The following is a 25,492-nucleotide window of genomic DNA, read 5'->3' on the forward strand; positions in this document are numbered from 1 at the left end:
AAAAACAAGCTCTATTTTACTTTAAACTAACTTAAATCTCTCTTACTGAAATAGTTAGACATTAATGACACAAAACTCACAATCGTGATTGTGCTTAACGGCATAATGATAGCGGCTACTAAAGGAAGAAGATTACCTGTTACAGCAAAAGACAGACCGACTACATTATAAAGCAACGACAAAGCAAAACTCATTTTGATGATAAGAATTGATTTATGTGAAAGGTTTAAAAAGTAATCTAAGCGCGAAAACTCTGCAGCATCTAAAATTGCATCACAGGCCGGCGAGAAAACATTGACATTTTCAGAGATCGAAATTCCGACATTACTTTGAGCCAAAGCTCCTGCATCGTTTAAACCATCTCCCACCATCATTACATTCTGCCCTCTTTCCTGCAGGCTTCTGATAAACTCCAGTTTTTGTTCCGGTTTTTGATTGAAGATTAATTCTGTATTTTGAGGAAGTATCGCTTCCAGATTGGCTCTTTCGCCGTCGTTATCACCCGAAAGCACTTTTATCTGATACTTTTTACTTAAAGATAAAAACAGCTCTTCCAGACCATCACGATACTGATTATGAAAAACGAACCTACCATAATAAACAGAATCTATTTTAATATGCAGGGAAGTTTTTTCTGTTTCTGACCTTTCAGGAACGGGTGCACCAACAAATTCTGAAGAGCCAATACAGATTACTTTATTATCAACAGTAGCCTGAATTCCTTTTCCATTTATTTCCTGGAAATCATCTATTTTTATTTTTTTATTTTCCGGCAGAAAATCATATAACATCCTGCTTAACGGATGATTTGATGCGCGAAGTACATTTTTTATCAGGATATGATTTTCAGCAGAAATTACACTTCCTTCATAATTGATAGTTGCTTTTTTATTGGTTGTGATTGTCCCCGTTTTATCAAAAACTATGGTATCTACTTTTGCTAATTGTTCAATAACCAAAGCATTCTTCAGGTATAATTTCTGTTTTCCTAAAATTCTGAGGATATTTCCAAAAGTAAAAGGTGCTGTTAATGCGAGCGCACAGGGGCATGCTACAATAAGTACGGCAGTAAAAACATTAAAAGCTGTATTGGCGTCAATAAAAATCCAATATCCAAAACCGGCAAGTGCAATTAATAATAATATAGGAGTAAAATAACGGCTAATAGCGTCGGTAATCGTTTTATGCTTTTGCTGTACATTTTTTTGAAAAATCTCATTGCTCCACAACTGTGTCAGATAACTTTGTGAAACGGAATGCAAAACTTCCATTTCGATTACTTTTCCAATCTGTTTTCCTCCGGCAAAAACTTTATCACCGGATTTTTTGGTAATCGGAACAGCTTCACCTGTCACAAAACTGTAATCGATTTCGGCTTTTTCGCTCATTAAAATACCATCAACCGGAATTAATTCCTGATTTCTGATTATTAACCGATCTCCTTTTATGATATCATAGACCGGAACACTTTCTTCAGATGCGTTGGGATTAATGCGGGTAACTGCAATAGGAAAATAGGATTTAAAATCTCTTTCAAAACTTAAGAAACTGTAGGTTTTAATCTGAAACATTTTTCCGAGCAGCATAAAGAAAACAAGACCTGTCAGACTATCAAAGAAGCCAGGACCGTAATCCATTGCAATATCGAAAGTACTTCTGATAAACATCACAATAATTCCCAGGGCGATAGGAATATCAATATTGAGCATTCCGGCTTTTATACTCTTGTAAGCGGAAACATAATAACCGCTTGCCGAATATAAAAAACTAGGCAGCGACAACATGAAAATCAAAGCCCTGAAGAATGGTTTATAATTATCGAGCCAAAACTCCTTAATTTCAAAATATTCCGGGAATGATAGTAACATGATATTTCCGAAACAGAAAAAGGCGACTCCTAATCTGTAAGTCAGACTTCGGTCTACATTATTTTTACCTGTTTCATAGTTTTCAAGGCTAATATAAGGTTCATAGCCTATGGAGCTTAACAGATAAACAATGGTTTTAAGCGAAACAAGATCCGAATTAAAAGTAATTCTGACTTTCTTCTCCGGAAAATTAACCTGAGAGATACTTATTCCGGATTGAATTTTATTAAGATTTTCTAAAATCCAAATGCAGGAACTACAATGTATGTGCGGAATATTTAAGGAGACAATAGCGGTATTTCCTTCCTGAAACTCCAATACTTTAGATAGTATCGTTTCATTTTCCAGAAAGTCATATTTACCCTGAATATCTTGTGGAGTAGCACCGGGTGATTTTTCAAAATCATAATAGGAAGTTAAATCATGAAGGCTGAAAATTTCATAAACGGTCCTGCAGCCGTTACAGCAAAACCTTTTTTCATCAAAATTGACTTCTTCATTTTTGGCAATAATTAACCCGCAATGAAAACAACTTTGCTCGCTCATAATTTGTTTTTTTTAACTTATGCAAAGTTTATAAATTGTAAAAGATTTTAAATATGACATTTATCATACTCCGATAAATTATAATTTTAAATTTCTTAAAACAAAAAAGATAAAATACAGTTAATAAATTATTTCCTGCATTTTCTGTAATAATTAGGACTTCTAACGCGAATAATGGTTAATTTTGCAGGAAATACTTTTTGCCATGAATAAATGTGATCAATGCATCGTAAGACAGCTTACTTCTCTAAAAGCTCTGAATAAAGAAGAGGTTATTAAATTGGCTAACAGTAAAACAACTTATAGCATAAAAAAAGGGGAAGCCATTTTTGAGGAAGGCGAAATCACTAATGGTGTTTTTTGTGTGAAAGACGGAATTGGAAAACTTTCCAAATTAAGTGCTAACGGAAAAGATCAGATTGTAAAACTCGTTAAATCCGGAGAGCTTTTAGGACAGCGTTCCATGATTAGCAATGAACCGGCTAATTTATCGGCAAAAGCGGTTGCCGACATGGAAGTTTGTTTTATTCCAAAAGCAGAAATTATTCATTTTTTCAACAACAATAATCAGTTTTCAATGAACCTGATGCAAACGGTCTGTGAGGATTTGAAAGAATCTGAAAACGATAAGATTGCACTGGCACAAAAAACAGTAAAACAAAGGCTGGCCGAAACCTTATTGTACCTTCATGCTACTTTTGGCGAGAACACTGATAAAACCTTAAAAGTTCAGCTTACACGAGAAGAATTAGCCGGAATAATTGGTACTGCAACCGAAAGCTGCATCCGGTTATTATCGGATTTCAATAAGCTGGAATTAATTGAATTGGTTGGTAAAAAAATTGTGCTTAAAAATGTAAAGGCCTTAAAGAAAATAGCGGAATAATTATAGCTTTTTCGCTTCGTTCCAAAATACGTCCATTTCGGCTAACGTCATATCCATCAGCGGTTTTCCGAGTTCACCTGCTTTGCTTTCGAGGTATTGAAAACGTTTAATAAACTTTTTATTGGTGCGTTCTAAAGCATCTTCGGGGTTTACATTTAAAAATCGGGCGTAATTAATCATGGAAAATAATACATCTCCAAATTCAGCTTCAATTTTATCCTGATCCCCTGCTTTTACTTCTTCCTGTAATTCTTCTAATTCTTCCTGGACCTTATCCCAAACCTGATGTGGTTCTTCCCAGTCGAAACCTACGCCTTTTACTTTGTCCTGAATTCTGCTTGCTTTTACCAAAGCCGGTAAACTTCTCGGAACGCCTTCCAAAACAGATTTTTTTCCTTCTTTAAGTTTCAGTTTTTCCCAGTTTTGCTTTACTTCTTCTTCATCTTTCACGACTGTATCGCTGTAAATATGCGGATGACGATGAATTAGTTTTTCGCATATTTCATTACAGACGTCAGCGATATCAAAATCGTTGGTTTCGCTGCCTATTTTAGCATAAAAAACAATGTGCAATAATAGATCGCCAAGTTCTTTTTTAACTTCATTCAAATCATTGTCCAGAATGGCATCTCCTAATTCATAGGTTTCTTCAATCGTTAAATGTCTCAGCGTTTGCAAAGTCTGTTTTTTATCCCACGGACATTGCTCACGAAGTTCATCCATGATAATTAATAACCTTTCGAAAGCCTGAAGTTGAAGTTCTTTACTCATTTTTGAAGTGTTTTTTGGTTTATGTCCGAATACTGTAAAAGTAAAAAATCCTGTCAGGAAAACATCTTAACAGGATTATTATATTTTGAATGTAAAACTTACTATTCTTCTTTTTTAGTAGCCTCTTTTTTCACTGGTGCTTTTTTAGCTGCCGGTGCTTTTTTCGGCTTTTCTTCTGCAACCGGAGCTTCTTCTTTAGTTTCAGCCGGAGCCGGAGCCAAATCAGTCACTAAACCTTTTGCCTGAAGTGTATTGTACCAGTTTAATACTTTTTTAATATCAGACGGATATACTCTTTCTTCGTCATAATCAGGTAAAACTTCTTTAAAATAAGCAGCCAGAGTTGCGTTATCTTCTTTGTGAGAAATCGCCTGACCTTTGTTTTCTTTAGCAGCAATAAGTTGCATTACCTCAGTCAATGGTTTTTCGCCATCCTGTGTATAAATTGAAATTTCAGACAATAAACTTACATTGCTTTTTAAGCTTACAGTGATTTTTTTTCCATCTGTTAATGATTCAGCTACAAATCCTGTACGAGTCTGTACTTTTAAAGCATATAAACCTGGTTTCCCGGAAACAGCTAATATTTTTTCTAAATTCATGTTTATTATAATTTGTATTAAGAATTTCGTTTATTTTTTATCGTCTATAATATTTGTCAAAAATAATTATCTCCCTTTTTTGGCAGCAGCAAATTTCATTTTGTAATCCTGAAAAGTCTTGCCTTCGGTGATATTTTTTAATTTCTTTTGAATCAAACGCTTTTTTAAAGAAGATATTTTATCTGTAAATAAAACGCCTTCAATATGGTCGTATTCGTGCTGAATGACTCTTGCAATCAAACCGTCAAAAACTTCTGTTTTCATTATAAAGTCTTCTTCGCAATATTCAATTGTAACAGTTGGTTTTCTGTAAACATCCTCACGAACATCAGGAATACTCAGACAGCCTTCGTTGAAACTCCACTCTTCGCCTTCTTCTTTAACAATTTTGGCATTGATAAAAGTTTTTTTGAAGCCTTTTAATTTATTTTGTTCTTCTGCTGATAAATCTTCATCATCGCTAAAAGGATTTGTATCGATTACGAACAAACGAATTGCCATCCCTACCTGTGGCGCAGCAAGCCCAACGCCATAAGCATTGTACATGGTTTCATACATGTTTGCTAAAATCTCTTTTAAGTTTGGATACTCAGGCGTAATTGCCTCACCTACTTTTCTTAAAACAGGATCACCGTATCCTACAATTGGTAAAATCATTTGTATTTTTTTATGTATTATCTACTGAAAACACTGAATTTTATTTTCATAATTCAGCTGGCAAAAATAGTAAAAAATAGTCAATGAATAATTCTAAACCACATATTAATATCAATTTTGCATGCTTATTAAAAACTCAGCTATAATTGTGCCAAAATAATTCGTACAATTCTTACCTTTGCTTGTAAACCACAATATATGTTTGATCGTGTCGCGAAATTCACCAATAGTACTTCTTTTCTAAATGCTTCAAAAGTAACGATTGCCTCCGTTGTTCCGGTTGTAATTTTAAACTTTCTGGGACATTTTGAAATCGGTTTTACGATTGCTTTAGGGGCTTTCTATACTTATCCAAGTGATATTCCGAGCACTTTGGTGCATAAGATAAAAGGTCTTATTGTTGCATCACTTATCGTTTCGGGAGTTAATTTACTGGTCAATCTTGCCTATCCTTTTCCGCTGTTATTTTATCCTTTTTTAGGTTTACTGCTGTTTTTATGCTGTATGATTTCTGTTTACGGGCAACGAGCGACCTTAGTGTCGTTTTCTGCTTTGCTTTCTATTTCATTATCTTTTGGCCATTTGCACGAAGGCTGGGATGCTGTTGAATATTCGGGTTTTATTTTTGTTGGCGGTATTTTATATTTGATTGTATCTCTGGTATTTCATTTTGTACAGCCTTATAAATATGTGGAATTACAAATTGCGGAAGGCATAAAGTTAACAGCCAAATATTTAAAATTAAGAGGCGATTTATGGAGCCCTGAAGCCAATCGTGAAAAGATAACGGAGAAACAACTGGCACTTCAGGTTGAATTGAATTTAATCAATGAGGATCTGAGAAAGGTTTTAATTGGCAACCAGAATACTTCTGCCGCCACAAGCCAGAATCGAAAAATGCTGCTTGTCTTTATTACTTTGATTGAAATTCAGGAATTGGCCTTATACACGTCGTTTGATCATAACAAGCTATTGGAAAAGTTTGATAAACATCCCGAAGTGTTGCGAACGTATCAGAATGTCGCTTATAAACTGGCTTCGACTTTAAAAAAACTTTCTAAAAATGTCAATCATATCGCTGCTTACGTAGACAAAAACGACCTGAAAAATGAAATAGATGCGCTTGAATTTGCGATTTTTGATTATGAAAAAAGTCTGGGTAAAGAGGAAGCCGGCGAAGGTGTTCTGATGCTGACCAATATGCTGAAATATGCTAAAAATCAAGTTGGGAAAATCAAGATTATCCAAAGGGCTTTTTCGCTTGCCATGCAGTCTTATAAATTAAAAGACAAGGATAAAGAGCTCGAAAAGTTTTTGACCCCGCAATATTATCCGTTGCGCACACTGACGGAGAACATGAGTTTTTCATCTTCTATTTTCAGACATTCGCTTCGGTTGACGATTACTATTCTGATTGGTTTTTTTATTGGAAAATTTCTTCCTTTTCAGAATGTGTACTGGATTTTACTGACTATCGTTGTCATTATGCGACCGGGATACGGACTGACAAAAGAACGCTCTTACAATAGAATCTTCGGAACTGTCTTAGGCGGCCTGCTGGCATTCGGGATTGTATCGCTAGTTCAAAACCATATTGCCCTGAGCATCTTTTCTATTGTCTGCATGCTTCTTGGTATTTCTTTTACACAGATTAATTATAAAATAAGTGCCACTTTCGTAACGATGTATGTCGTTTTTATTTACGGGATTCTGACTCCGGATATTGTAGAAGTAATTCAGTTCAGAATACTGGATTCGCTCACGGGAGCCATTCTGGCTTTTCTTGCCAACCAGTTTTTATGGCCTGCCTGGGAGTTTATAAATACTCCGATACATATTGAAAATTCGATTCGTGCCAATAGAAATTACCTGAGGGAAATTGCCGATTTTTATAACAAAAAAGGAGAAACGCCCACTTCGTACCGATTATCGAGAAAGAATGCTTTTGTGGAAATTGGCAATTTGATGACCTCCTTTCAGCGTATGATGCAGGAACCGAAATCTAAGCAGAAAACCCTTCCGCTGGTGAATAAACTGGTCGTGCTGAATCATTCTCTGCTTTCTGCCCTGGCTTCGTTATCGACTTATATTCAGTCGCACCAGACAACATCGGCGTCGGAATCCTTTAATTATATTATAAAAACCATATTACTGAATTTAGATCATTCGATTTCAATTTTAAAAAATGAAACCATTCTTACCGATACTTTTTTTGATAAAGAAGATGTGACTTTACAATTTGAAGAACTCAAACGCATTAATTTCACACGTCTGGCAACAGATGACGAACTGGATAAAGAAACGCGTCAGGCCAAGATGCAGGAAGCGCAAATGGTTATTGAACAATTGATCTGGATGAGTAATCTGGCAGAAAAAATATTAAAAATTACGAAAGATATAAAAGCAACAAATCCAGATTAATTCATCTGGATTTGTTGTTTATAGCGATACGATCTGATTCTAATTGTTTAGTTTTAAAACTTCAGCAGTATGTTTTCTGGTTGCTGCTAAAAGTTCTGGATTGTCATTTAAGGTTTTACCGTAAGAAGGAATCATATTCTTCATTTTTTCTTCCCATTCCGGCGTTTTCATCTGATTGGTAAAACATCTGCTCACTAAATCTATCATGATAGAAACCGCTGTAGAGGCTCCCGGGGAAGCTCCTAACAAAACAGCTAAAGTTCCGTCATGCGTATTGATTACTTCTGTACCAAATTCTAAAATCCCGCCTTCTTTTTCGTCTTTCTTGATCACCTGAACACGTTGTCCGGCTCTTTCTAATTTCCAGTCTTTAGAACGTGCCGTTGGCAAGTATTCACGAAGTGCCTGCATTCTGTCTTTCGGAGACTGACGCACCTGCTCAATTAGATATTTAGTTAAGGGTATATTATGAAATCCCGCTGATAACATCGGAATTAAATTATTTGCTTTGATGGATAACGGCAAATCAAGGTAAGATCCGTTTTTCAGGAAACGTGTCGAAAATCCTGCGAAAGGCCCAAAAAGAAGTGCTTTTTCGCCATCAATTACACGGGTATCTATATGAGGAACCGACATTGGAGGTGCTCCAACACTTGCTTTTCCGTACACTTTTGCCTGATGTTTTGCAATGACTTCCGGATTGGTACATTTTAACCATTGTCCGCTTACGGGAAAACCTCCGTAGCCATTTCCTTCGGGAACGTTTGCTTTTTCCAATAAGGGCAATGAACCTCCTCCCGCTCCGATAAAAACGAAATTGGTGTATGCTTTTCTTTTTTGACCTGTAGACAAATCAGTTATTTTAATTCTCCATGATTTATCTTCACGCTGATTTAATTTTTTAACCTCATGGTTAAAGTATAAAGAGACACCGTCCAGTTTTTCCAGATAATTAAACATGCTTCTGGTAAGTGCACCAAAATTTACATCGGTACCAATAGACATGTGGGTAGCTGCTAATTTTTCATTATTTTCACGGCCTTCCATCACAAGCGGCATCCATTGTTTTAGCTGTTCAAAATCTGTACTAAAAGACATTTGAGCAAAAATTGGATTGCTTTGTAAAGCTTCAAAACGTGTTTTAAGATATTCGACGTTTTTATCTCCCCAGACAAAACTCATATGAGGAACGCTTTTAATAAAATTTTCAGGAGACGGAACTTTATTTTGCTGTACTAAATACGACCAAAACTGACGGGAAACTTCAAAAGATTCCGCTATACTTATTGCTTTTTTAGGATCAATACTTCCATCAGCTTTTTCGGGAGTGTAATTTAATTCGCAAAAGGCAGAGTGTCCGGTTCCTGCATTATTCCAGGCATCTGAGCTTTCGGCTGCAGCAACATCTAATCTTTCGTAAATTTCAATCTTAATATCGGGTTGTAACTCCTTCAAAATTAATCCGAGAGTTGCACTCATAATTCCAGCTCCAATAAGCACTACTTCACTATTGGAACGTATTGTATTGTCAGGCATAACAGTAATTTGTTTTTAAAGTGCAAAGGTACTTTTTTCAATCGCAAAAAAAAACTAATTTTTACATGATAAAAGTTAGAAAATTATAATTTTTTCCTAAAAAGTAAAATTAAATCCCATTACAGTTAAAAACGTTTAGAAGAAAGATAGTCCTGAAGCATAATGGTAGCAGAAATTTCATCAATCAGCCCTTTATTCTGACGTTGTTTTTTACTTAATCCACTATCTATCATGGTCTGAAAAGCCATTTTTGACGTAAATCTTTCATCTACACGAACTACTTTCATCTCCGGAAAAATATTCGAAAAATGGGTAACAAATCCTTTGATTACCGAAGCACTTTCAGACGGAAGCCCGTTCATTTGTTTGGGTTCGCCAATTAATACGGCTTCGACTTTTTCTTTGGCAAAATAGTCTTTCAGGAAGTCTATTAAAGTGTTGGTCGGAACGGTTGTCAATCCCGAAGCTATAATCTGCATTTCGTCTGTAACGGCAATTCCGGTACGTTTTTGTCCGTAATCTATGGAGAGAATTCTTGGCATTTTGTAATTTTTATCAAAGATAGAAAGGAAAATGCACAAACGGGAAAAGAAATATTTCATTTTACAAAAAAATCCGCTTTGATTTCTCAAAACGGACTTCCACCAAATATTTAAAACCTAAAAAAATGGGATTATCTACCAAATAAACGACCGAAAAAGCCTCTCTCGTCTTCCTCTTCTTCTTCCTGATGAAGGGATTTTGATTGCGCTTTTTCATGTTCTAAGATCAGTTCTTTGATATATTCAACATAAGTTCTTTTCTTTTCTTCCAGGAAACCGATCAGGTATTTTTCGCTAAATTCCATTCCGCTTACACCCTCAATTTGCAGTAGTTTTTTATACAAGGGTTCTATATGCATGGCGATAACTTCCTGAGGTACTGCCTGTCTTCTTCCAAAATAATTGACAATGACGCCATTTTCATCTTTGGCTATTTCAAAATCAGTAATCACCCAATAATATCTACCTGACTTTGCCAGGTTTTTTACAATGGCATGAAAGTTTTTCCCCGCTTTAAGATTTTCCCAAAGCACCTTAAAAATAACTTTCGGCATATCCGGATGCCTGATAATATTATGAGGCTGTCCCATAAGTTCGTAATCTTCGTATCCGCAAACGTCTATAAAAACCTCATTGGCATATTCTATAATACCAAAGGCATTTGTTTTACTCATGATAACCTGGGTTTTATCCCACGAAACTTCCTTATCAATAATGGTACGGTTCTGAAACTGATTTTCCTGATTCATATCTCAACAGATTAATTTGTTTGTTTTGGATTGGTAATTGGTATTTGATAATTCCGATTTTTAAGACTCTGAATTATGGCGCAAAACTAACCCGAAGTAAAAATTCAAAATCTGACTTTTATCATATTATGGCAGTAAAAAAACAGATAACGAAAATCATTGTTTTGAGTTTCATTAGTATTGAAGTTTTTATTTATCAAATTAAAAACAAAAAGTTACATCTGTAACATTTTCAAATGGTTTTACTTTTTTGCTTTTAGCCAAATACTATATCTTTGCAAAAAATTAAAACTTATGAATTCTTTACAGACGATAATTGAACAAGCTTGGGAAAACAGAGCTTTATTACAAGAAACTACTACAACTGATGCTATCAGAGAAGTTATAGAATTATTAGACGCAGGAAAATTACGTGTTGCTGAACCGGTTGGTGACGGATGGCAGGTAAACGAATGGGTAAAAAAAGCAGTTGTCATGTATTTCCCAATTCAAAAAATGGAAACGTTAGAATCGGGTATTTTCGAATATCACGATAAAATGTTACTAAAAAGAGGTTACGCTGAAAAAGGAATTCGTGTAGTACCAAATGCTGTAGCGCGTTACGGAGCTTACATTTCAAGCGGTGTTATTTTGATGCCGAGTTATGTAAACATCGGAGCTTATGTTGATGAAGGAACTATGGTTGATACCTGGGCTACTGTTGGTAGTTGTGCACAGATTGGTAAAAATGTTCACTTAAGCGGTGGTGTTGGTATTGGTGGTGTTCTGGAGCCTTTACAAGCTGCTCCTGTAATTATTGAAGACGGTGCTTTTATTGGTTCCCGTTGTATTGTTGTTGAAGGTGTTCACGTTGGTAAAGAAGCAGTTCTTGGCGCTAATGTGTGTCTTACTGCCTCTACTAAAATTATAGACGTTACCGGTGACGAACCTGTTGAAATGAAAGGTTATGTTCCTGCACGTTCTGTTGTAATTCCGGGAAGCTATACAAAGAAATTTGCTGCCGGAGAATTTCAGGTTCCTTGTGCACTGATTATTGGCACCCGTAAACCTTCTACAGATTTAAAAACTTCATTGAACAATGCGCTTCGTGAATACGATGTTGCTGTATAAGTTTTAAAAAATCCAAATAAAAAAAATTCCAAATCCCAATACTTATCAATTGGAATTTGGAATTTTTTATTTTTGTTTTATAGTATTTATTTTTGTTTTTTCTGAAGTTTTAAGAGCTTCGCATATTTCATGTAAGAAAAAAAACTCTGAATCATGGCAATAGACAATCCGTCGATACCATTGAATATTCCTTTCTTAAAAAAGTAGCAGCGAATAAAAGCTACCGTACCGTTAAGAACGGGTTTAAAAGAATTAACCTTTTTTCCCTGATCCAACAGTTGCTGCGCGTGCCAGCCTGAATATTGATTTTTTTTGGCAATAATCTGATCTAAAGAATCCCATCCGTAGTGCAAAATATGAACGGCTACTTTTTTCTCGTTTTGTGCTATTATTTTCTGATGCACTATAGAATCTGAAGGTCTTGCTGTTTGTTTATTAAAAAAACGAACTTTATGATCCGGATACCAGCCGGAAAAATCGATAAGCTTATTTCCTAAAAAGTTTTTAACCCTGAAGCTGAACGCGTCGTAGTTCCCTTCTAAATATTTTTGATTTAATATAAATTCCTCAGCATCTTTGTCCAGAAATTCATCTGCATCAAGATTCAGAATCCAGTCATTTTTACAATAAGGCAAACCATGTGTACGCTGTGGTCCGTCTCCTAAAAAAGACTGTTCTATCACTACAGCTCCTTTTTCTCTGGCAATTTCAGCTGTACGGTCTTTACTAAACGAATCTACGATAATTACTTCATCGCAGACTTTTTGTAAAGCATCAATGCATTTACCAATGTTTTTTTCTTCATTGAAAGTAATGACAAGACCGCTAATTTTCATTTTGGGAGGAGTAAATTTGTTTGCTGCAAAAATAGAAATTTTTATTTTAGTTCCCTTATATCTTATCAGGAGTTTGTACACTTCATATAATTATTCGTAATTTCGCACATCAATTGAATTTTAAATTAGATGAGAATATTAGTCATTCAGCAAAAAAGAATTGGAGATGTATTAACCAGCACCATAATTTGTAACAACCTTAAAACAAAGTTTCCGGAAGCCGCAATTGATTATATGTGCTATCCAAATTCTGTTGATGTACTAAAAGAAAATCCAAATATTGACACCATTATTCCATTAACGAATAAGGTGAGAAAATCTATTCCTTCCTTATTTAAATTTATTTTCCAGATTCGAAGAAAAAAATACGATGCTGTCATTGATGTGTACTCTAAATTAGAGACTAATCTGATTACCTTATTTTCAGGAGCAAAGTATAAAGTTTCGTATCGTAAATGGTATACCAAAATATTCTATAATTATACTTACGAACGTTTTGATGCTGTAGAATCCGAACACGGACTGGCAATCGAAAACAGGCTGCTGCTTCTTCAGCCTTTTATTTCTGAAAAAATCACAGATGTAAAACCGAAGATTTTCCTGAAAGAATCTGAAATTGAAGAGGCTAAAAATCTTCTGAAAAAGTACAACATCAATACTGAAGACAATCCTCTGATTATGTTTGGAATTTTAGGCAGCGAAGTCTACAAAACCTATCCTTTGGAGGGGATGGCAAAAATCATTGATTTTACAGTAGCCAAAACCAATGCCAAAATTATTTTTAATTATATCCCGGATCAAAAAGAACTGGCCCTTGAAGTATATAATTATTGCACTGAAGCGACCAAACAACACATCATTTTTGATTTATATTGTACAGAATTACGTCCGTTCCTGGCCTTGCTTTCACAATGTGATATGCTGATCGGAAATGAAGGCGGTGCTGTGAATATGGCAAAGGCCCTTGACATTCCTACTTTCTCTATTTTTACACCTTCAGTGCGAAAAGAAACATGGCAATTATTTGAAAATGAAGCCAAACACTCTTCTATTCACCTAAAAGATTTAAAACCGGAAATATACGAGCAGCATACTGAGCAATATATCAAAGAGCATACTTTTGAGTATTATGATGAATATCCTCTATCATTAATGCTTGAAAAACTGGATACTTATTTTCAGGAATATAAAAATGGAGAACAGTAAAAATCATTAGATGAATACTACTGAAAAGCAAAAGTTATCCGTTTTGATTATTACTCTTAACGAAGAATTGCATATAAAATCACTACTGGAGGATATCGATTTTGCTGACGAAATAATTGTAGTAGATTCTTTTAGCACTGATCAGACCGTGCCCATAATTGAGTCTTTTACAAATGTTCGATTAATCCGGAATCAGTTCCTTAATTATACTTCTCAGCGTAATTTTGCCTTAGACCAGGCCAGAAATCCATGGATATTGTTTATTGATGCCGATGAGCGTTTAACACCTGAGCTGAAAACTGAAATTATTTCTACAATCAATAGTAACAGTCCAGCCAGTGCTTATCTAATCTACCGTACTTTTATGTTTAAAAACATGAAATTGCGTTTTAGCGGCTGGCAAACCGATAAGATTTTCAGGCTTTTTAATAAAACAAAATGCAGGTATACCGAAGACCGAATGGTTCATGAGAAGCTAATCGTGGAGGGTGAAATTTCTATTTTAAAAAATAAATTAATCCATTTTTCTTATTCGGGTTATGAGGATTATAAAAAGAAAATGCATCAATATGGCTTATTAAAGGCCAATGAAAAGCTAAAAAAAGGACAGAAATCATCTCTTTTACTGATGATTTTCCATCCTGTTTATACTTTTTTGTATCAATTTTTAATTCGTCTTGGATTTTTGGACGGCCTGAAAGGAGTTACAATCTGTTATTTAAACGCTTATAGTATTTTTATCCGATATAAAGAATTACAAAAAATTACTGCTTCTTCCAGAATTTAAGTTTCTTTTTCAAACGTTTTTTTCTGTAGAATTGTTCCTGAAAATCAGCGGTGTACTTCCATAAAGTATCAAATGTTTTTTGCTCCGATTCTCCGTACAATTTGGCGTATTCGTTACTCATTACGGCAACCATTTCTTTCAGGGGAGTCAGGCGGCACAGATTTTTCATTCGCATTTCAAAGGACATGGTGTCATGAAACTCCATTCTGTTGAGATCAACCAGAAAAAAATCATACTTGCCTTCTGTACTTTTTTTGATTAGGGTATTTCCGGGTGAATGATCTAAGAATTCAATTCCCTTTTCATGAAGATCAAAACTAAATCGGGTAAATTGCCTTAATATATTTTCATTATCGGGATAATCCGGAATTTCCACCAGTTCTCTGTAAGTCAGTTCTGTCACTAAATGTTCGCTCACATAATAACTGTCTCTAAGCCCAAGCCAGTTAAAATTTTCAAGAAATGCAATAGGCTGCGGCGTTCCGATACCTTTTTCGAGCAAAAGGGTAGCATACTCGAAAGATCGTCTTGCTTTTGATTTTCTAAAATACTTATAGGCTACTTTATTGATTAGATTTGGAATTTTAAACGACTTTATATTGATCGTTTTATCATTCCATTCAAATAGCTTTATAATATTACGTTGTCCATTACCAAAGATCGTTCCTGAGGTATTAAATGCCTTAATAATAGCAAGTATCGATGTAGTTTCGTCAGCAAAAATTGGATTTATTTTAAAATTCATTGGGTCTGGTTATAAACCAACAAAAGTACGTATACAATTTAATTCTTCAAATTAATATTGTATTTTCGTAAAAAAAAAATAATGCCACATTATCAGAGTGTTTTTTTAGAAACTCATAATATCAATAATAGAGCGGGCGGTTTAGGAACTTTTAACTATGAGTTAATTAAAGGTTTGTCAGCATTGAATTTTGAGAATATGAAACTAACACTCAATGCCAGGGATATAAAACTGCTTGAAAGTGAATTTGGCGAAAAATTCAATTACCACAAATATACCAGCTTATCCAGATTAGGTTTTTTCAGAACACGAAAAAAATATGATTTATGGCATTCTGTAAATCAAAATACAAAGGTTGAGCCTTTTCATTGCAATAAATACTTACTTACCGTTCATGATATCCACTTTATTGAAGAAGGATCTTCCGATTACAATCAGGAATTAAGTACCCTTTTTGAGGCTAAGTTAAAGAAAGCCTCCGCCATTACCTATATCTCTGAATTTGCAAAAAAACAAACCCATGCTTTTTTTGATGTGCCGAATGTTTCCGAGTATGTTATTTATAATGGTAATCCAATTTCTACGCTGTTAAATACTGCTGCCTATGTGCCCAATGTTCCTGTAGACAAACCTTTTTTCTACACTATTGGGGATTTTATAGAGCGAAAAAATTATGAGTCTATAATTACCATGATGAAATTTATTAAAGATTTCAACTTAATTATATCCGGAAACGATAACAAAAAATACGGCGAAAAGATTAAAAAAATGATTGTGGATAATGGCTTATCGAATCAGGTTTTTCTAACAGGAAAAGTATCTGATGAAGGCAAGCAATTTTATATGAAAAACTGTACTGCTTTTCTTTTTCCATCGATTCGGGAAGGTTTTGGCCTTCCTCCTATTGAAGCTATGAGTTTTGGAAAGCCTACATTTTTATCAGACCGGACTTCACTTCCTGAAATTGGCGGAAGCGAATCGAATTACTGGACCAATTTTGATCCGGAATACATGAAAGAAGTTTTGTTTACAGGTTTAGAAGAGCATGAAAACAATAAAACCGAAAAAGAAACTCTCCTTAAAAAAAGAGCTGCCAGTTTTAACTGGGATACATCGGCTGCCGAATATTTTAATATTTACAAAAAAATATTATACTAAAAATACTGCAATAATGGTGCGGTTTTTGTGTTTATAAAATCGAAGCAAAATAAAAATTCCAAACAAAATCACAATCCACCTTTTATTGTTAAATTTTTCTTAATTTCGCGTCGTCGTTTCAACAAATTCACATTATGCACATAACCTTAATAAGCCTTGATAATTGGGGATTCAATAATCATATCGCTACTGCCTTAGAACAACAGGGCCATAATGTACACCACATTAATTTTAATAAATACGAGTATAAATACTCGAGTATACTTTACAGAGCTTATAATTTTTTCCTGAAGACATTCCTTAAGAAAAACCTTAAGACCATGTATTTCGGTAAAAAAATAATTGAAAACCTAAAAGAAATTGATAAAATACAGGATGTAATCGTAGTGATTAAAGGAGATTTTATCGATCCGAAGAGTGTTGCGGAATTAAAAAAATACGGAAAAAAAACTATCGCTTATTTTAACGACAACACACATCGCTGTCCTAAGATAATTCGGGTTATTCCGCATTTTGATGAAGTTTTTTCTTTTGAGAAAGAAGACTGCAGAAAATATAATTTAAAATTCGGTACCAATTGGATTTACAATTCGACCTGTGTCAGAAACGAAAAACCATTTGAATATCAAGTTTTCAACATCATATCAAAGGATAAAAGGCTTTCCATTCTCTCTAAAATTGCCACTGATTTAAAAGCAAAAAATATTACGCATAAGATATTTGTGTATAACAAAAAGTTTCAGAGAAGGACGTCAACGATTGAATTTATTACCAATCATATTCCTTTATCAGAAATAAATGAATACATAAGCCGCTCTCAGGTTTTACTTGATATTAACCGAAAAAAACAAATTGGATTAACCTTCCGCGTATTTGAAAGCATCGGGCTTCAGAAAAAGTTAATCACTACCAATTCAGATATTGTAAATTACGATTTTTACAATCCGAATAACATTTTGGTGATTGATGAAAAAAATCCTGATATCCCGGTTTCCTTTTTCGAAAAAGAATATCAAAAAATACCTGAAGAAATTTTTAATAAATACACTTTAGAGGGCTGGATTAAAAATGTAGTTTATAATAATATCTCCAAATAACTATGTCACAAAATATATATATCATCTGTCCTCCCAAAAAAGCTACCGGAGGGCCGGAAGCATTACATCAATTGGGTTACATTCTTAATTCACTGGGATATAATGCAAAAATGTTATACACCAAATACAAAAAAGACCCTGTTCATCCTTTTTACAAAAATTACAATGTTCCGTATGTAAGAAGAATAAAAGACAGCCTTGATAATGTTATTATCATACCGGAATCAATGACCAATCTTATTGCCAAATATCCTTTGTCGGAGAAAAAAGTATGGTGGTTAAGCCTTGATTTTTATGAGGTTTTAATGAACAGCAGAGAAAAGAAAAAAAACTGGATCAGAAAGATTTTTGTTCCTTATAAACATACTGAATATCGTTTTGAGCCTAATAAAACGGTAACACACTGGTATCAGTCTCAAAGAACAAAAGAGTTTTTACTGACCAAAAAACTGGACAATGAAATCGCTTACTTATGTGATTATGTGACGGAACTTTTCTTTGACAACCTTCCTGAGACATTCACAAAAGAAAACATCATTACCTACAATCCTAAAAAAGGACTGGATAAGATCGAAAAATACATGGAACTTCTTCCTCAATACCAATGGACACCATTGTCCGGCATGACGAGAGAGGAAATGAGAGATACTTTACGTAAAACCAAGCTTCATATTGATTTTGGTTATTTTCCCGGCCGTGATAAAATTCCGAGAGAAGGACTCGTTTCAGGCGTTTGTTTGCTAACAGGCCGTGATGGTACTTCGGCATTTAAAGAAGATTTGGGAATACCCGAAAAATACAAACTGCATGCCGATGACAGGCAACCTGAAAAAGTAATTGAATTAATTAATCATACCATGAATAATTATGAAGAAGTTTTTCAGGAATTTTCAGCTTTCAGAACGTTTGTTATGAATGAAAAAAGCAGAATGACCGAAGATGTAAAACAACTTTTTAATAAAAAATAACTTGAATACGATGTTTGTAAGTGTTGTAATGATTACCTATAATCACTCCGGATATATTAAGCAGGCAATAGAAAGCATCTTGTCTCAGAATACTGATTTTGAGTTTGAACTTGTGATTTCTAATGACAATTCAACAGATGACACAGATGCCATTATTAAAGAAACAATCGCCAGTAATCCTAACGGACACAAGGTAAAGTACTACAATAATGAAATTAATCTGGGAATGATGCCGAATTCTGTTGCTGCTCTTGAGAAAGCTTCGGGAAAATATATCGCTTTATGCGAAGGGGATGATTACTGGTGTGACGATCAGAAACTGAGTCTACAGGTTGAATTTTTAGAAGCCAATCCCGATTTTAGTATTTGCTTTCATAATGTGTATCTACTGACCGATACGGAAATGAAAGAAGACAATCCGAGGAAGAGAATTCCGGAGGTTTCCACGATTAAGGATCTTGCCAAAAACAATTATATTCACACGCCAAGTGTCGTTTATCGCAACAATCTTTTTGGCGAATTGCCAAAGTATTTCAGTGAAGCTCCTATTGGCGATTACTTTCTGCATATGCTTAATGCGCAGCATGGAAAAATAAAATACATGGACAAACTGATGTCTGTCTACCGTATTCACAACACCTCGTACTGGTCTTCGAAAAAGGATGCCGAGCAAAGGGTAATCATGATTAATTTCCTTACCCAACTGAAAACCTATTTTGATTCTGATGTTCAAAAAATATTAAACAAGCAGATCTTAAAGATCCGATCTAAAGATGCTTCGTTTTTTGAAAAACTAAATTATAAAATAAAGGCTCTGTTGCAATAACAGAGCCCCTAATTTATATAGTTTTACTTTTTACTTTTCAATTTTCACAAAAAAAATTAGAACTCCAGTTTTTTAGCAGGAACGCCAAAAACAGTTATTCCTTCTTTTACATTTTTAATAACCAGACTCGACGCCCCGACTGTAGCTCCTTTACGGACAATTACATGCGGCAACACCGTAGCTCTGGTATTTAAGAGCACTTCTTCTTCTAATACTACGAAACCTCCCGTAAAACTATAAGCGCTGAGATGCGACCATTTATCGATTCTCGTATCATGGCCTAAACCTACATAACCTTGTATGGTCACAAAATCGCCAATAGTACAATCGTTACTGATATTGGAATTCATGAAAACAATCAGACCGGTACCTACAACAGCATTTGTATTCAAAGCTGTTGTTGGATGAATTAAATTAATAAACTGAGCTCCCTTATTCAGAATTAGCTCGGTATAATGTTTTTTCCATTTGATACTTCCTAAGGCACACACGAAAACATCATTTTCTACAATTTCATAATCTTCGACAGATGAAATAATTTCAGGATAATTTTCGAAACCCGCTAAAGCATCTGATTTATCATCTAAAAAACCCTTTATAACGTATTCTATATTAAATCCGGCACATTGTACGGCAAGATCATAGACCTCACGTCCGAAACCTCTTGCTCCTATTATGATTAAATTCTTCATTATTCTACTATTAAATTACAGGCTGCCCAGGAATATCCGACACCAAATCCTGCCAGTATTAAGTTTTTGCTGTCAGCTACTTTTCCCTGCTTCTGCGCTTCATATAAGGCGATCGGAATGGTTGAGGAAACTGTATTTCCGCAATCTTCCATCGCGATAAAGAATTTCTCTTCCGGGATTTTTATTTTTTTCCTTAAATGATTCAGCATGTATTTATTTGCCTGATGAAAAACAAACAAATCAATATCTTCCTTGGCTAAATTGGACTTTTCTAAAATGGCTTCTGTCAGTTTTGGAACAAATTCACCTGTGAAATTAAAGATTTCAGCGCCATTCATAAACAGGTTTTTATCATTTCGGACATTCCCAAATTCATCAACGATATCTTCATTTTGATCGGAAACCGGAAAACGCATTCCACCCTGTTTTACAATCAGGTTTTCAGCACCTTTACCGTCTGTTCCAAAAATAAAGTTGCCCAGCGTACAAAATCCGTTTTCACTCGTAATAAGTGTTGCTGCAGCGGCATCTCCAAAAATGGTTTTATTGCTTTTATCTTTGGGATGAATAAATTTCGAGTAGGTTTCTGAAGTGATCAGCAAAACATTTTTCGCCATTTCTCCCGCAATCAATCCTTTGGCCAAACTTAAACCATACACAAAACCGGAACATCCTAAGTTAAAATCCAATGCGCCAATTGTCGTTTCCAGACCTAATTTTTCCTGAATGATACAGGCTGTTGTTGGCAAAAAATAATCGGGGCTCTGTGTGCAAAACAATAAAAAATCAATTTCTGATTTGTCGATATTATGCTCCGCGAATAATTTTTCGGCAGCCTTAACCGCCATATCGGATGAAAACTCGTCTTTGGCACTTATATGACGCGCATTGATTCCCGTTTTTGTACTGATTTTTTCAATACCCCATTCCGGAAATTCCTGATGGATCAGATCATTGGATAAAACTGATTCAGGTAAATAATACGAAATGGCTTTTATATTGGCTTTCATTGTAATTTATATCGTTGAAGTTCTTCCTCCGTCTAAAACTATATTCTGTCCCGTGATCCAGCTGCTGGCTTCAGCCAATAAAAACACAATCGGATTCGCCACCTGAACGGGGTCACCATAGCCTAAAGGATATTTTTTTTCATCTTGCTGAATGACTTCCAAAGATAAATCTTCAATAGATCTTGCTGTTATTTCTGTTTTTACCATTCCCGGCGAAACACAATTTACACGAATTTTACTGTTGGAAAATTCGCTTGCCCAAACTTTTGAAATCGCAATTAAGGCCCCTTTTCCTGCGGCATAAATTCCGTTTCCTTTCATTCCGAACAAACCTGCAATCGACGAAACCAAAACAATGGAACTTCCTTTGTTTATTTTTTTCTTTTTGAAAATCAGGTTTACAAGATATACAATCGAGTCAAAATTTATGGATCTCATTTCGTTCATTAGGTCTTCCGTATAGAACTTAACCGGGGCTAAGGATACAATTCCTGCAGAATGCACAATGCCGTCAATATTTTCGATAGTATCTACAATAGCCTTAATATCTTCCATTTTAGATAAATCGGCTGCGATAAAACTATTTTCACTTCCGCATTCTTCAATTAATTTTTCGAGAAAATCCCGGCGTCTGGCGATCGCTATAAAGGTTCCTCCCTGTCTTGTAATGGCCAGACAAGTTTCGTAACCAATGCCCGAAGAAGCTCCCGTTACTAGTATTTTTTTTCCTGATAAATCAAATGGATTCATTATATATCGTTTAATTCTTTTTTATTAAAATAGTCATAGAATTTTAAAATCCTGAACTCTTCATCACCAAACATGGGTGAACTGTCTTTAAAATGGACCAGATTGGTCTGAATATTTTCGACTATTTTTTTGTCTTCATTCAAAACCAAATCCAACGATTCGTTGGAACTGTTGTTAATGAAATCAATAATATTCTGTTGTGATTCGCTTGGTTCTTTTTCAAATTTAGGAGCGAAATAACGCACTCTTAAATTGGTTTTTGAAGGTGATTCCGGAAACATGAATCCAAAATAAAATCCTTTTCCTTCTACTGAACTTATAAATGCATTGGGATAACTGTAAAAATGCAAATATCCCTGTGTTTTGAAAGTTCTGTCGGCTAATGTTTTTTCTATGATTTTATTTGGTTTGATATCTTCTCCTTTTGGAAATTCACACCAGCTGTGCGCCTCAAAAAAATCAAATTTTTCGGGAGCGACCGATCCAAAACCCATTTTTGCAAATGAATTTTCATGAACGGAAGTACAGTGATAACATTCCAGTACATTTTCTACCAAAAGTTTCCAGTTGACTTTATGTTCAATGGTATAATCGATGGTTTTTGCCCCAAAATGCTGGCTGATTTCTGCTAAGGGACTGAATACGTTTCCTAAATAATCGCTTAAACTCCTGTCCAGCTCATCGTTTAATTTTATAAAAACAAAATCACCGCAATAATCAATTTCATATTCTTTTAACCTCAATGCATTGATATCGTCTTTCTCGAATGAATTTCGACACATTAATCCGATTACGTTTCCTTTTTTTCCATACGTCCAGTTATGGTATAAACAGGAAGAAACCCTGTTTCCATAAGGTTCTTCATGAATCGTATTAAATCGGTGTAAACAAACATTCTGAAAAGATTTCAGGGTACCATTATAGTTTTGGACAAATATTTTATTTCCAAAATATTCTAAAGTAACAAAATCATTGTTGTTTGCTAATTCATTTTTATGCGCAACTAATATCCATGATTCCTTAAAAAACAAAGATTTTTCTTTTTGAAAAACGGTTTCATCTATGTAATTTAAATTTTTTATCATAGTTCAATTAAATCTGAAATTACAGCATTATTCAGTGTTATTTTTGCTGTTCCCCAGGATAAACCTACTCCGAATCCGCAAAGGATTAAATCCTGAGCAGCGTTGTTCAGCTTGTCTTTTATGGCTGCTACGATAGTTAACGGAATGGTTGTAGAAGAAGTATTTCCAAATTCTTTTAGGGAATAGGGCACTTTTTCGACCGGTAATTTTAATTTTTTAACGATCATTTTATTCATCATTAAATTGGCCTGATGAAATACAAAATGATCGATTGTTTCCTTATCAATCTCAAATTTTTCAATCAGTTTATTGACCGTTTTCGGGGCTTGCGATATTCCGAAGCTAAAAACGTCCATTCCATCCAGGATCAACTGGCACGCATTTCTTTCGATTCCTGGTGAAATAGTCTGATACGTCAATGAATCAGCATTGATTCTGTTTCTGGACCCACCGTCATTTACAATTATGGTTTTGTAACCTGAACCATCGGTACCTAAGTCAAAAAATAAATCCGCCGCATCTTCATCAAATTCAAATGCAGTGGCACTGCCTCCGTCTCCAAAAAGCGGAACTGTACTTTTATCCGATTTAGAAAGAAGTTTGCTGCTCGTATCTCCGGCCAGAAGCAATCCTTTTTTTAAACCGGTTGCTTTCATCATACCCGCTATTATTGACATTCCGTAAACATATCCTGAACATCCCAAGGGAACATCAAAAGCCATACAGTTGGTAGATAATCCTAATCTGTCCTGAAGTATAGCCGCAGAAACCGGTAAAATATAATCGGCAGTTTGAGAAACAAAAACTAAAATTTCTATTTCGTCTTTTTGCCAGTTCAGGTCTTTGATTAATTTTTCAGCAGCTTCAGCGCACAAATCAGAAGTACAGATTTCCTTAGTTGCAATCCGTCTTTCCTCTACTCCGGTTGCATCAATAAATCTCTGAATTTCTTCCTGTGTCAATATATCTAAATCAATATTGCGTTCCAGATTTTTTGGAACGCAACACGATATACCTTTTATTGCAATATTATTTACTGAAAAAGTAGCCATTCAATTACCCTTTATTTTTTATTATTTCGAAGATATCATTTAATGAATTCGAAGATTTAATATCATCTCCTGTTAATTTTACTGCATATTCTTCATCAGCCATAGCAATCAGTGACAAAGCTGTCAGTGAATCCCATTCTTCCAAATCTCTAAAAACAGTTTCTTGTTTTATTAATGTTGCATCTGTATCATCTAAAAGATCTGCAAAATTTTGCAAAAAAGTGTTGATTTCCATAGTATCCCTAAATTTATTTTGTTTTTATTGTATCTCTTAATTTTATAAAAATTCAAAAGGAAAGGTATTTATTTTATCGAGCGAAAACTATTCCTAAAATCTTGTTTTTCAAAGCATCAGGCATCCCAAATAATTGCTCTGCTTTTTATAATTCCCGCTTATGCCAATAAATCAGCATTCTTTTGTTATTTTTACCCCGCAAATATAACAATAGTTTACCCTTAAAGGTTAATTAAACTTACTAAATACATAATTAAATGATTCCAGTAACCAAAACTTTTCTACCTCCGCAAGAAGAATACAATTCTTATGTAAAACGGGCATGGGATAAAGTTTGGCTCACAAATCGCGGTGAACTGACAATAGAATTGGAAGATAAACTTAAAAATTATCTGAATGTTCCTCATATTACTATTACTAATAACGGTACCATACCTTTACAAATTGCCTTAAAACTATTTGGCAAAGGCGGAGAAATAATCACGACTCCTTTTTCCTATGTGGCCACTTCGGCTGCCATTGTATGGGAAAACTGCACACCCGTTTTTGTGGATATCAATCCGGATTACCTGACAATAGACGAAACCAAAATTGAAGCTGCCATTACTTCAAAAACAACGGCAATTCTGGCGACTCACGTTTTCGGGAATCCATGTGCTATTGAAGCTATCGCAGCGATCGCCAAAAAATACAATCTGAAAGTGATTTATGATGCCGCACATTGTTTTGGGGTTACTTACAATAACGAATCGATATTTCAATTTGGGGATGTAAGCACCTGCAGCTTTCACGCCACGAAATTGTTTCATACCGGAGAAGGTGGTGCCATGTTCTGTACGGATAAAAAAATACAAGATCAGTTGTTTTATAGTCATAATTTTGGACATAACGGCCCTTTGGCATTTCACGGACTTGGCATCAATGCTAAAATTTCAGAACTGCAATCGGCGATGGGACTGGCTCTTTTTCCGTATATGGAACATATTATTGCGGAAAGAAAAAAGGTAACTGATTTTTACAATAACCATTTGAATTTCAATAATCTTAAAAACATAAAAATAAGGGAAAATACCGAGTGGAATTACAGTTATTATCCTTTGGTTTTTGAATCTGAAGCCATTTTACTGAAAGTTCAGGAAGCGCTGGCAAAGGAAAACATACAGCCAAGACGCTATTTTTATCCTTCTTTAAATACGATTACCTATACAAATGGTGCTGAGATGCCGGTATCGGAATCTATAGCTTCAAGAGTAGTGTGTCTTCCTTTATATGTTGGACTTCCTACCATTGATCTGGAAAAAATTGTTGCCATTATAAATAAACTAACATCTTAAAACTACCCAATTATCAAGTTGTT

25 protein-coding genes are annotated in these 25,492 nt (G+C 34.8%); 10 read left to right on the plus strand and 15 right to left on the minus strand.

Annotation, left to right across the window (positions count from 1 at the left end):
* Positions 1 to 26 precede the first annotated feature (26 nt).
* Positions 27 to 2,414, minus strand: a complete 2,388-nt coding sequence (locus HAV12_RS16275; protein ID WP_171570576.1) for a heavy metal translocating P-type ATPase metal-binding domain-containing protein — start codon at positions 2,412 to 2,414, stop codon at positions 27 to 29.
* 205 nt (positions 2,415 to 2,619) lie between these two features.
* Here HAV12_RS16275 and HAV12_RS16280 point away from each other — a divergent pair, with 205 nt between their 5' ends.
* A complete protein-coding gene (locus HAV12_RS16280; RefSeq protein WP_171570577.1) occupies positions 2,620 to 3,300 on the plus strand; it encodes a Crp/Fnr family transcriptional regulator in 681 nt (226 codons plus the stop codon).
* Here the strand turns inward: HAV12_RS16280 and mazG are convergent, their stop codons facing one another.
* The 3 genes from mazG to def form a co-directional block, all read right to left on the minus strand.
* The gene (mazG, locus tag HAV12_RS16285) at positions 3,301 to 4,071 is read right to left on the minus strand and encodes a nucleoside triphosphate pyrophosphohydrolase (RefSeq protein WP_127337182.1); all 771 of its coding nucleotides are present in this window, start codon (positions 4,069 to 4,071) and stop codon (positions 3,301 to 3,303) included.
* 101 nt (positions 4,072 to 4,172) lie between these two features.
* On the minus strand, positions 4,173 to 4,673 hold the full coding sequence (locus tag HAV12_RS16290) for a DUF5606 domain-containing protein (RefSeq protein ID WP_171570578.1): 501 nt from the start codon (positions 4,671 to 4,673) through the stop codon (positions 4,173 to 4,175).
* Positions 4,674 to 4,739: 66 nt separating this feature from the next.
* The gene (def, locus tag HAV12_RS16295) at positions 4,740 to 5,330 is read right to left on the minus strand and encodes a peptide deformylase (RefSeq protein ID WP_132037907.1); all 591 of its coding nucleotides are present in this window, start codon (positions 5,328 to 5,330) and stop codon (positions 4,740 to 4,742) included.
* 198 nt (positions 5,331 to 5,528) lie between these two features.
* On the opposite strand from def, the gene HAV12_RS16300 reads away from it, so the two are divergent.
* On the plus strand, positions 5,529 to 7,751 hold the full coding sequence (locus HAV12_RS16300) for an FUSC family membrane protein (protein WP_171570579.1): 2,223 nt from the start codon (positions 5,529 to 5,531) through the stop codon (positions 7,749 to 7,751).
* 39 nt (positions 7,752 to 7,790) lie between these two features.
* Here HAV12_RS16300 and HAV12_RS16305 read toward each other — a convergent pair whose 3' ends face one another.
* From HAV12_RS16305 to HAV12_RS16315, 3 genes are all read right to left on the minus strand, one after another.
* Entirely contained in the window at positions 7,791 to 9,287 is a 1,497-nt protein-coding gene (locus HAV12_RS16305) for a malate:quinone oxidoreductase (protein ID WP_171570581.1), read from the minus strand.
* Between the two features lie 125 nt (positions 9,288 to 9,412).
* Positions 9,413 to 9,829, minus strand: a complete 417-nt coding sequence (gene ruvX / locus HAV12_RS16310) for a Holliday junction resolvase RuvX (RefSeq protein ID WP_132037904.1) — start codon at positions 9,827 to 9,829, stop codon at positions 9,413 to 9,415.
* Positions 9,830 to 9,960: 131 nt separating this feature from the next.
* Complete coding sequence (locus HAV12_RS16315; protein ID WP_171570583.1) at positions 9,961 to 10,578, minus strand: PAS domain-containing protein; 618 nt, start codon at positions 10,576 to 10,578, stop codon at positions 9,961 to 9,963.
* 294 nt (positions 10,579 to 10,872) lie between these two features.
* Between HAV12_RS16315 and HAV12_RS16320 the strand changes: the two genes are divergently transcribed.
* Positions 10,873 to 11,688 (plus strand): 2,3,4,5-tetrahydropyridine-2,6-dicarboxylate N-succinyltransferase, encoded by an 816-nt coding sequence (locus HAV12_RS16320; RefSeq protein ID WP_132037902.1) that lies wholly within the window; start codon positions 10,873 to 10,875, stop codon positions 11,686 to 11,688.
* A gap of 86 nt (positions 11,689 to 11,774) precedes the next feature.
* On the opposite strand, the gene HAV12_RS16325 is transcribed toward HAV12_RS16320, so the two are convergent.
* Positions 11,775 to 12,524, minus strand: coding sequence for a glycosyltransferase family 2 protein (locus HAV12_RS16325; protein WP_171570584.1), 750 nt, complete (start codon positions 12,522 to 12,524; stop codon positions 11,775 to 11,777).
* Between the two features lie 129 nt (positions 12,525 to 12,653).
* Here HAV12_RS16325 and HAV12_RS16330 point away from each other — a divergent pair, with 129 nt between their 5' ends.
* Both HAV12_RS16330 and HAV12_RS16335 read left to right on the plus strand, forming a co-directional pair.
* Positions 12,654 to 13,730, plus strand: a complete 1,077-nt coding sequence (locus tag HAV12_RS16330) for a glycosyltransferase family 9 protein (RefSeq protein ID WP_171570585.1) — start codon at positions 12,654 to 12,656, stop codon at positions 13,728 to 13,730.
* Between the two features lie 10 nt (positions 13,731 to 13,740).
* The gene (locus tag HAV12_RS16335) at positions 13,741 to 14,517 is read left to right on the plus strand and encodes a glycosyltransferase family 2 protein (RefSeq protein WP_171570586.1); all 777 of its coding nucleotides are present in this window, start codon (positions 13,741 to 13,743) and stop codon (positions 14,515 to 14,517) included.
* Here the strand turns inward: HAV12_RS16335 and HAV12_RS16340 are convergent.
* Complete coding sequence (locus HAV12_RS16340) at positions 14,495 to 15,262, minus strand: lipopolysaccharide kinase InaA family protein (RefSeq protein ID WP_171570587.1); 768 nt, start codon at positions 15,260 to 15,262, stop codon at positions 14,495 to 14,497. The two genes, HAV12_RS16335 and HAV12_RS16340, sit on opposite strands and share 23 nt — an antisense overlap.
* Before the next feature lie 81 nt (positions 15,263 to 15,343).
* Between HAV12_RS16340 and HAV12_RS16345 the strand changes: the two genes are divergently transcribed.
* The 4 genes from HAV12_RS16345 (at position 15,344) to HAV12_RS16360 (ending at position 19,311) form a co-directional block, all read left to right on the plus strand.
* Positions 15,344 to 16,420 carry a glycosyltransferase family 1 protein gene (locus HAV12_RS16345; protein ID WP_171570589.1) on the plus strand — a complete coding sequence of 359 codons (1,077 nt, stop codon included), beginning with the start codon at positions 15,344 to 15,346 and terminating at the stop codon, positions 16,418 to 16,420.
* Between the two features lie 134 nt (positions 16,421 to 16,554).
* On the plus strand, positions 16,555 to 17,517 hold the full coding sequence (locus HAV12_RS16350) for a hypothetical protein (protein WP_205423326.1): 963 nt from the start codon (positions 16,555 to 16,557) through the stop codon (positions 17,515 to 17,517).
* Positions 17,518 to 17,519: 2 nt separating this feature from the next.
* Positions 17,520 to 18,485: a hypothetical protein gene (locus tag HAV12_RS16355; RefSeq protein WP_171570591.1), complete on the plus strand. Its 966-nt coding sequence runs from the start codon at positions 17,520 to 17,522 to the stop codon at positions 18,483 to 18,485.
* A gap of 10 nt (positions 18,486 to 18,495) precedes the next feature.
* On the plus strand, positions 18,496 to 19,311 hold the full coding sequence (locus tag HAV12_RS16360) for a glycosyltransferase (protein WP_205423327.1): 816 nt from the start codon (positions 18,496 to 18,498) through the stop codon (positions 19,309 to 19,311).
* A gap of 56 nt (positions 19,312 to 19,367) precedes the next feature.
* On the opposite strand, the gene HAV12_RS16365 is transcribed toward HAV12_RS16360, so the two are convergent.
* The 6 genes from HAV12_RS16365 to HAV12_RS16390 are packed head-to-tail and all read right to left on the minus strand — an operon-like array spanning position 19,368 to position 24,135.
* Positions 19,368 to 20,003, minus strand: coding sequence for a sialic acid O-acetyltransferase (locus HAV12_RS16365; protein ID WP_171570593.1), 636 nt, complete (start codon positions 20,001 to 20,003; stop codon positions 19,368 to 19,370).
* Entirely contained in the window at positions 20,003 to 21,013 is a 1,011-nt protein-coding gene (locus tag HAV12_RS16370; protein ID WP_171570594.1) for a ketoacyl-ACP synthase III, read from the minus strand. The genes HAV12_RS16365 and HAV12_RS16370 overlap by 1 nt, the downstream gene beginning before the upstream one ends.
* A 6-nt stretch (positions 21,014 to 21,019) precedes the next feature.
* Positions 21,020 to 21,763: an SDR family NAD(P)-dependent oxidoreductase gene (locus HAV12_RS16375; protein ID WP_171570596.1), complete on the minus strand. Its 744-nt coding sequence runs from the start codon at positions 21,761 to 21,763 to the stop codon at positions 21,020 to 21,022.
* Positions 21,763 to 22,848, minus strand: a complete 1,086-nt coding sequence (locus HAV12_RS16380; protein WP_171570598.1) for an aromatic ring-hydroxylating dioxygenase subunit alpha — start codon at positions 22,846 to 22,848, stop codon at positions 21,763 to 21,765. Before HAV12_RS16380 ends, HAV12_RS16375 begins: the two co-directional genes overlap by 1 nt.
* Entirely contained in the window at positions 22,845 to 23,900 is a 1,056-nt protein-coding gene (locus HAV12_RS16385) for a ketoacyl-ACP synthase III (protein WP_171570599.1), read from the minus strand. Before HAV12_RS16385 ends, HAV12_RS16380 begins: the two co-directional genes overlap by 4 nt.
* 4 nt (positions 23,901 to 23,904) lie before the next feature.
* Positions 23,905 to 24,135 carry a phosphopantetheine-binding protein gene (locus tag HAV12_RS16390; RefSeq protein WP_132037888.1) on the minus strand — a complete coding sequence of 77 codons (231 nt, stop codon included), beginning with the start codon at positions 24,133 to 24,135 and terminating at the stop codon, positions 23,905 to 23,907.
* A 257-nt stretch (positions 24,136 to 24,392) separates the two neighbouring features.
* Between HAV12_RS16390 and HAV12_RS16395 the strand changes: the two genes are divergently transcribed.
* Positions 24,393 to 25,469 carry a DegT/DnrJ/EryC1/StrS aminotransferase family protein gene (locus HAV12_RS16395; RefSeq protein ID WP_171570601.1) on the plus strand — a complete coding sequence of 359 codons (1,077 nt, stop codon included), beginning with the start codon at positions 24,393 to 24,395 and terminating at the stop codon, positions 25,467 to 25,469.
* The last annotated feature ends 23 nt before the right edge of the window (positions 25,470 to 25,492 follow it).

The organism is Flavobacterium sp. CLA17 (genome assembly GCF_013112255.2).
Lineage (GTDB): Bacteria > Bacteroidota > Bacteroidia > Flavobacteriales > Flavobacteriaceae > Flavobacterium > Flavobacterium circumlabens.

Bases quoted from the DNA above. Each gene is read 5' to 3' on its own strand.
- HAV12_RS16385 (WP_171570599.1), bottom strand. From the start codon at position 23,900: ATGGCTACTTTTTCAGTAAATAATATTGCAATAAAAGGTATATCGTGT.
- HAV12_RS16375 (WP_171570596.1), bottom strand. From the start codon at position 21,763: ATGAATCCATTTGATTTATCAGGAAAAAAAATACTAGTAACGGGAGCT.
- HAV12_RS16305 (WP_171570581.1), bottom strand. From the start codon at position 9,287: ATGCCTGACAATACAATACGTTCCAATAGTGAAGTAGTGCTTATTGGA.
- HAV12_RS16330 (WP_171570585.1), top strand. From the start codon at position 12,654: ATGAGAATATTAGTCATTCAGCAAAAAAGAATTGGAGATGTATTAACC.
- HAV12_RS16390 (WP_132037888.1), bottom strand. From the start codon at position 24,135: ATGGAAATCAACACTTTTTTGCAAAATTTTGCAGATCTTTTAGATGAT.
- HAV12_RS16325 (WP_171570584.1), bottom strand. From the start codon at position 12,524: ATGAAAATTAGCGGTCTTGTCATTACTTTCAATGAAGAAAAAAACATT.
- ruvX (WP_132037904.1), bottom strand. From the start codon at position 9,829: ATGCCAAGAATTCTCTCCATAGATTACGGACAAAAACGTACCGGAATT.
- HAV12_RS16280 (WP_171570577.1), top strand. From the start codon at position 2,620: ATGAATAAATGTGATCAATGCATCGTAAGACAGCTTACTTCTCTAAAA.
- HAV12_RS16340 (WP_171570587.1), bottom strand. From the start codon at position 15,262: ATGAATTTTAAAATAAATCCAATTTTTGCTGACGAAACTACATCGATA.
- HAV12_RS16370 (WP_171570594.1), bottom strand. From the start codon at position 21,013: ATGAAAGCCAATATAAAAGCCATTTCGTATTATTTACCTGAATCAGTT.
- HAV12_RS16365 (WP_171570593.1), bottom strand. From the start codon at position 20,003: ATGAAGAATTTAATCATAATAGGAGCAAGAGGTTTCGGACGTGAGGTC.
- def (WP_132037907.1), bottom strand. From the start codon at position 5,330: ATGATTTTACCAATTGTAGGATACGGTGATCCTGTTTTAAGAAAAGTA.
- HAV12_RS16380 (WP_171570598.1), bottom strand. From the start codon at position 22,848: ATGATAAAAAATTTAAATTACATAGATGAAACCGTTTTTCAAAAAGAA.
- HAV12_RS16300 (WP_171570579.1), top strand. From the start codon at position 5,529: ATGTTTGATCGTGTCGCGAAATTCACCAATAGTACTTCTTTTCTAAAT.
- HAV12_RS16345 (WP_171570589.1), top strand. From the start codon at position 15,344: ATGCCACATTATCAGAGTGTTTTTTTAGAAACTCATAATATCAATAAT.
- HAV12_RS16335 (WP_171570586.1), top strand. From the start codon at position 13,741: ATGAATACTACTGAAAAGCAAAAGTTATCCGTTTTGATTATTACTCTT.
- HAV12_RS16350 (WP_205423326.1), top strand. From the start codon at position 16,555: ATGCACATAACCTTAATAAGCCTTGATAATTGGGGATTCAATAATCAT.
- HAV12_RS16395 (WP_171570601.1), top strand. From the start codon at position 24,393: ATGATTCCAGTAACCAAAACTTTTCTACCTCCGCAAGAAGAATACAAT.
- HAV12_RS16315 (WP_171570583.1), bottom strand. From the start codon at position 10,578: ATGAATCAGGAAAATCAGTTTCAGAACCGTACCATTATTGATAAGGAA.
- HAV12_RS16275 (WP_171570576.1), bottom strand. From the start codon at position 2,414: ATGAGCGAGCAAAGTTGTTTTCATTGCGGGTTAATTATTGCCAAAAAT.
- HAV12_RS16290 (WP_171570578.1), bottom strand. From the start codon at position 4,673: ATGAATTTAGAAAAAATATTAGCTGTTTCCGGGAAACCAGGTTTATAT.
- mazG (WP_127337182.1), bottom strand. From the start codon at position 4,071: ATGAGTAAAGAACTTCAACTTCAGGCTTTCGAAAGGTTATTAATTATC.
- HAV12_RS16320 (WP_132037902.1), top strand. From the start codon at position 10,873: ATGAATTCTTTACAGACGATAATTGAACAAGCTTGGGAAAACAGAGCT.
- HAV12_RS16360 (WP_205423327.1), top strand. From the start codon at position 18,496: ATGTTTGTAAGTGTTGTAATGATTACCTATAATCACTCCGGATATATT.
- HAV12_RS16355 (WP_171570591.1), top strand. From the start codon at position 17,520: ATGTCACAAAATATATATATCATCTGTCCTCCCAAAAAAGCTACCGGA.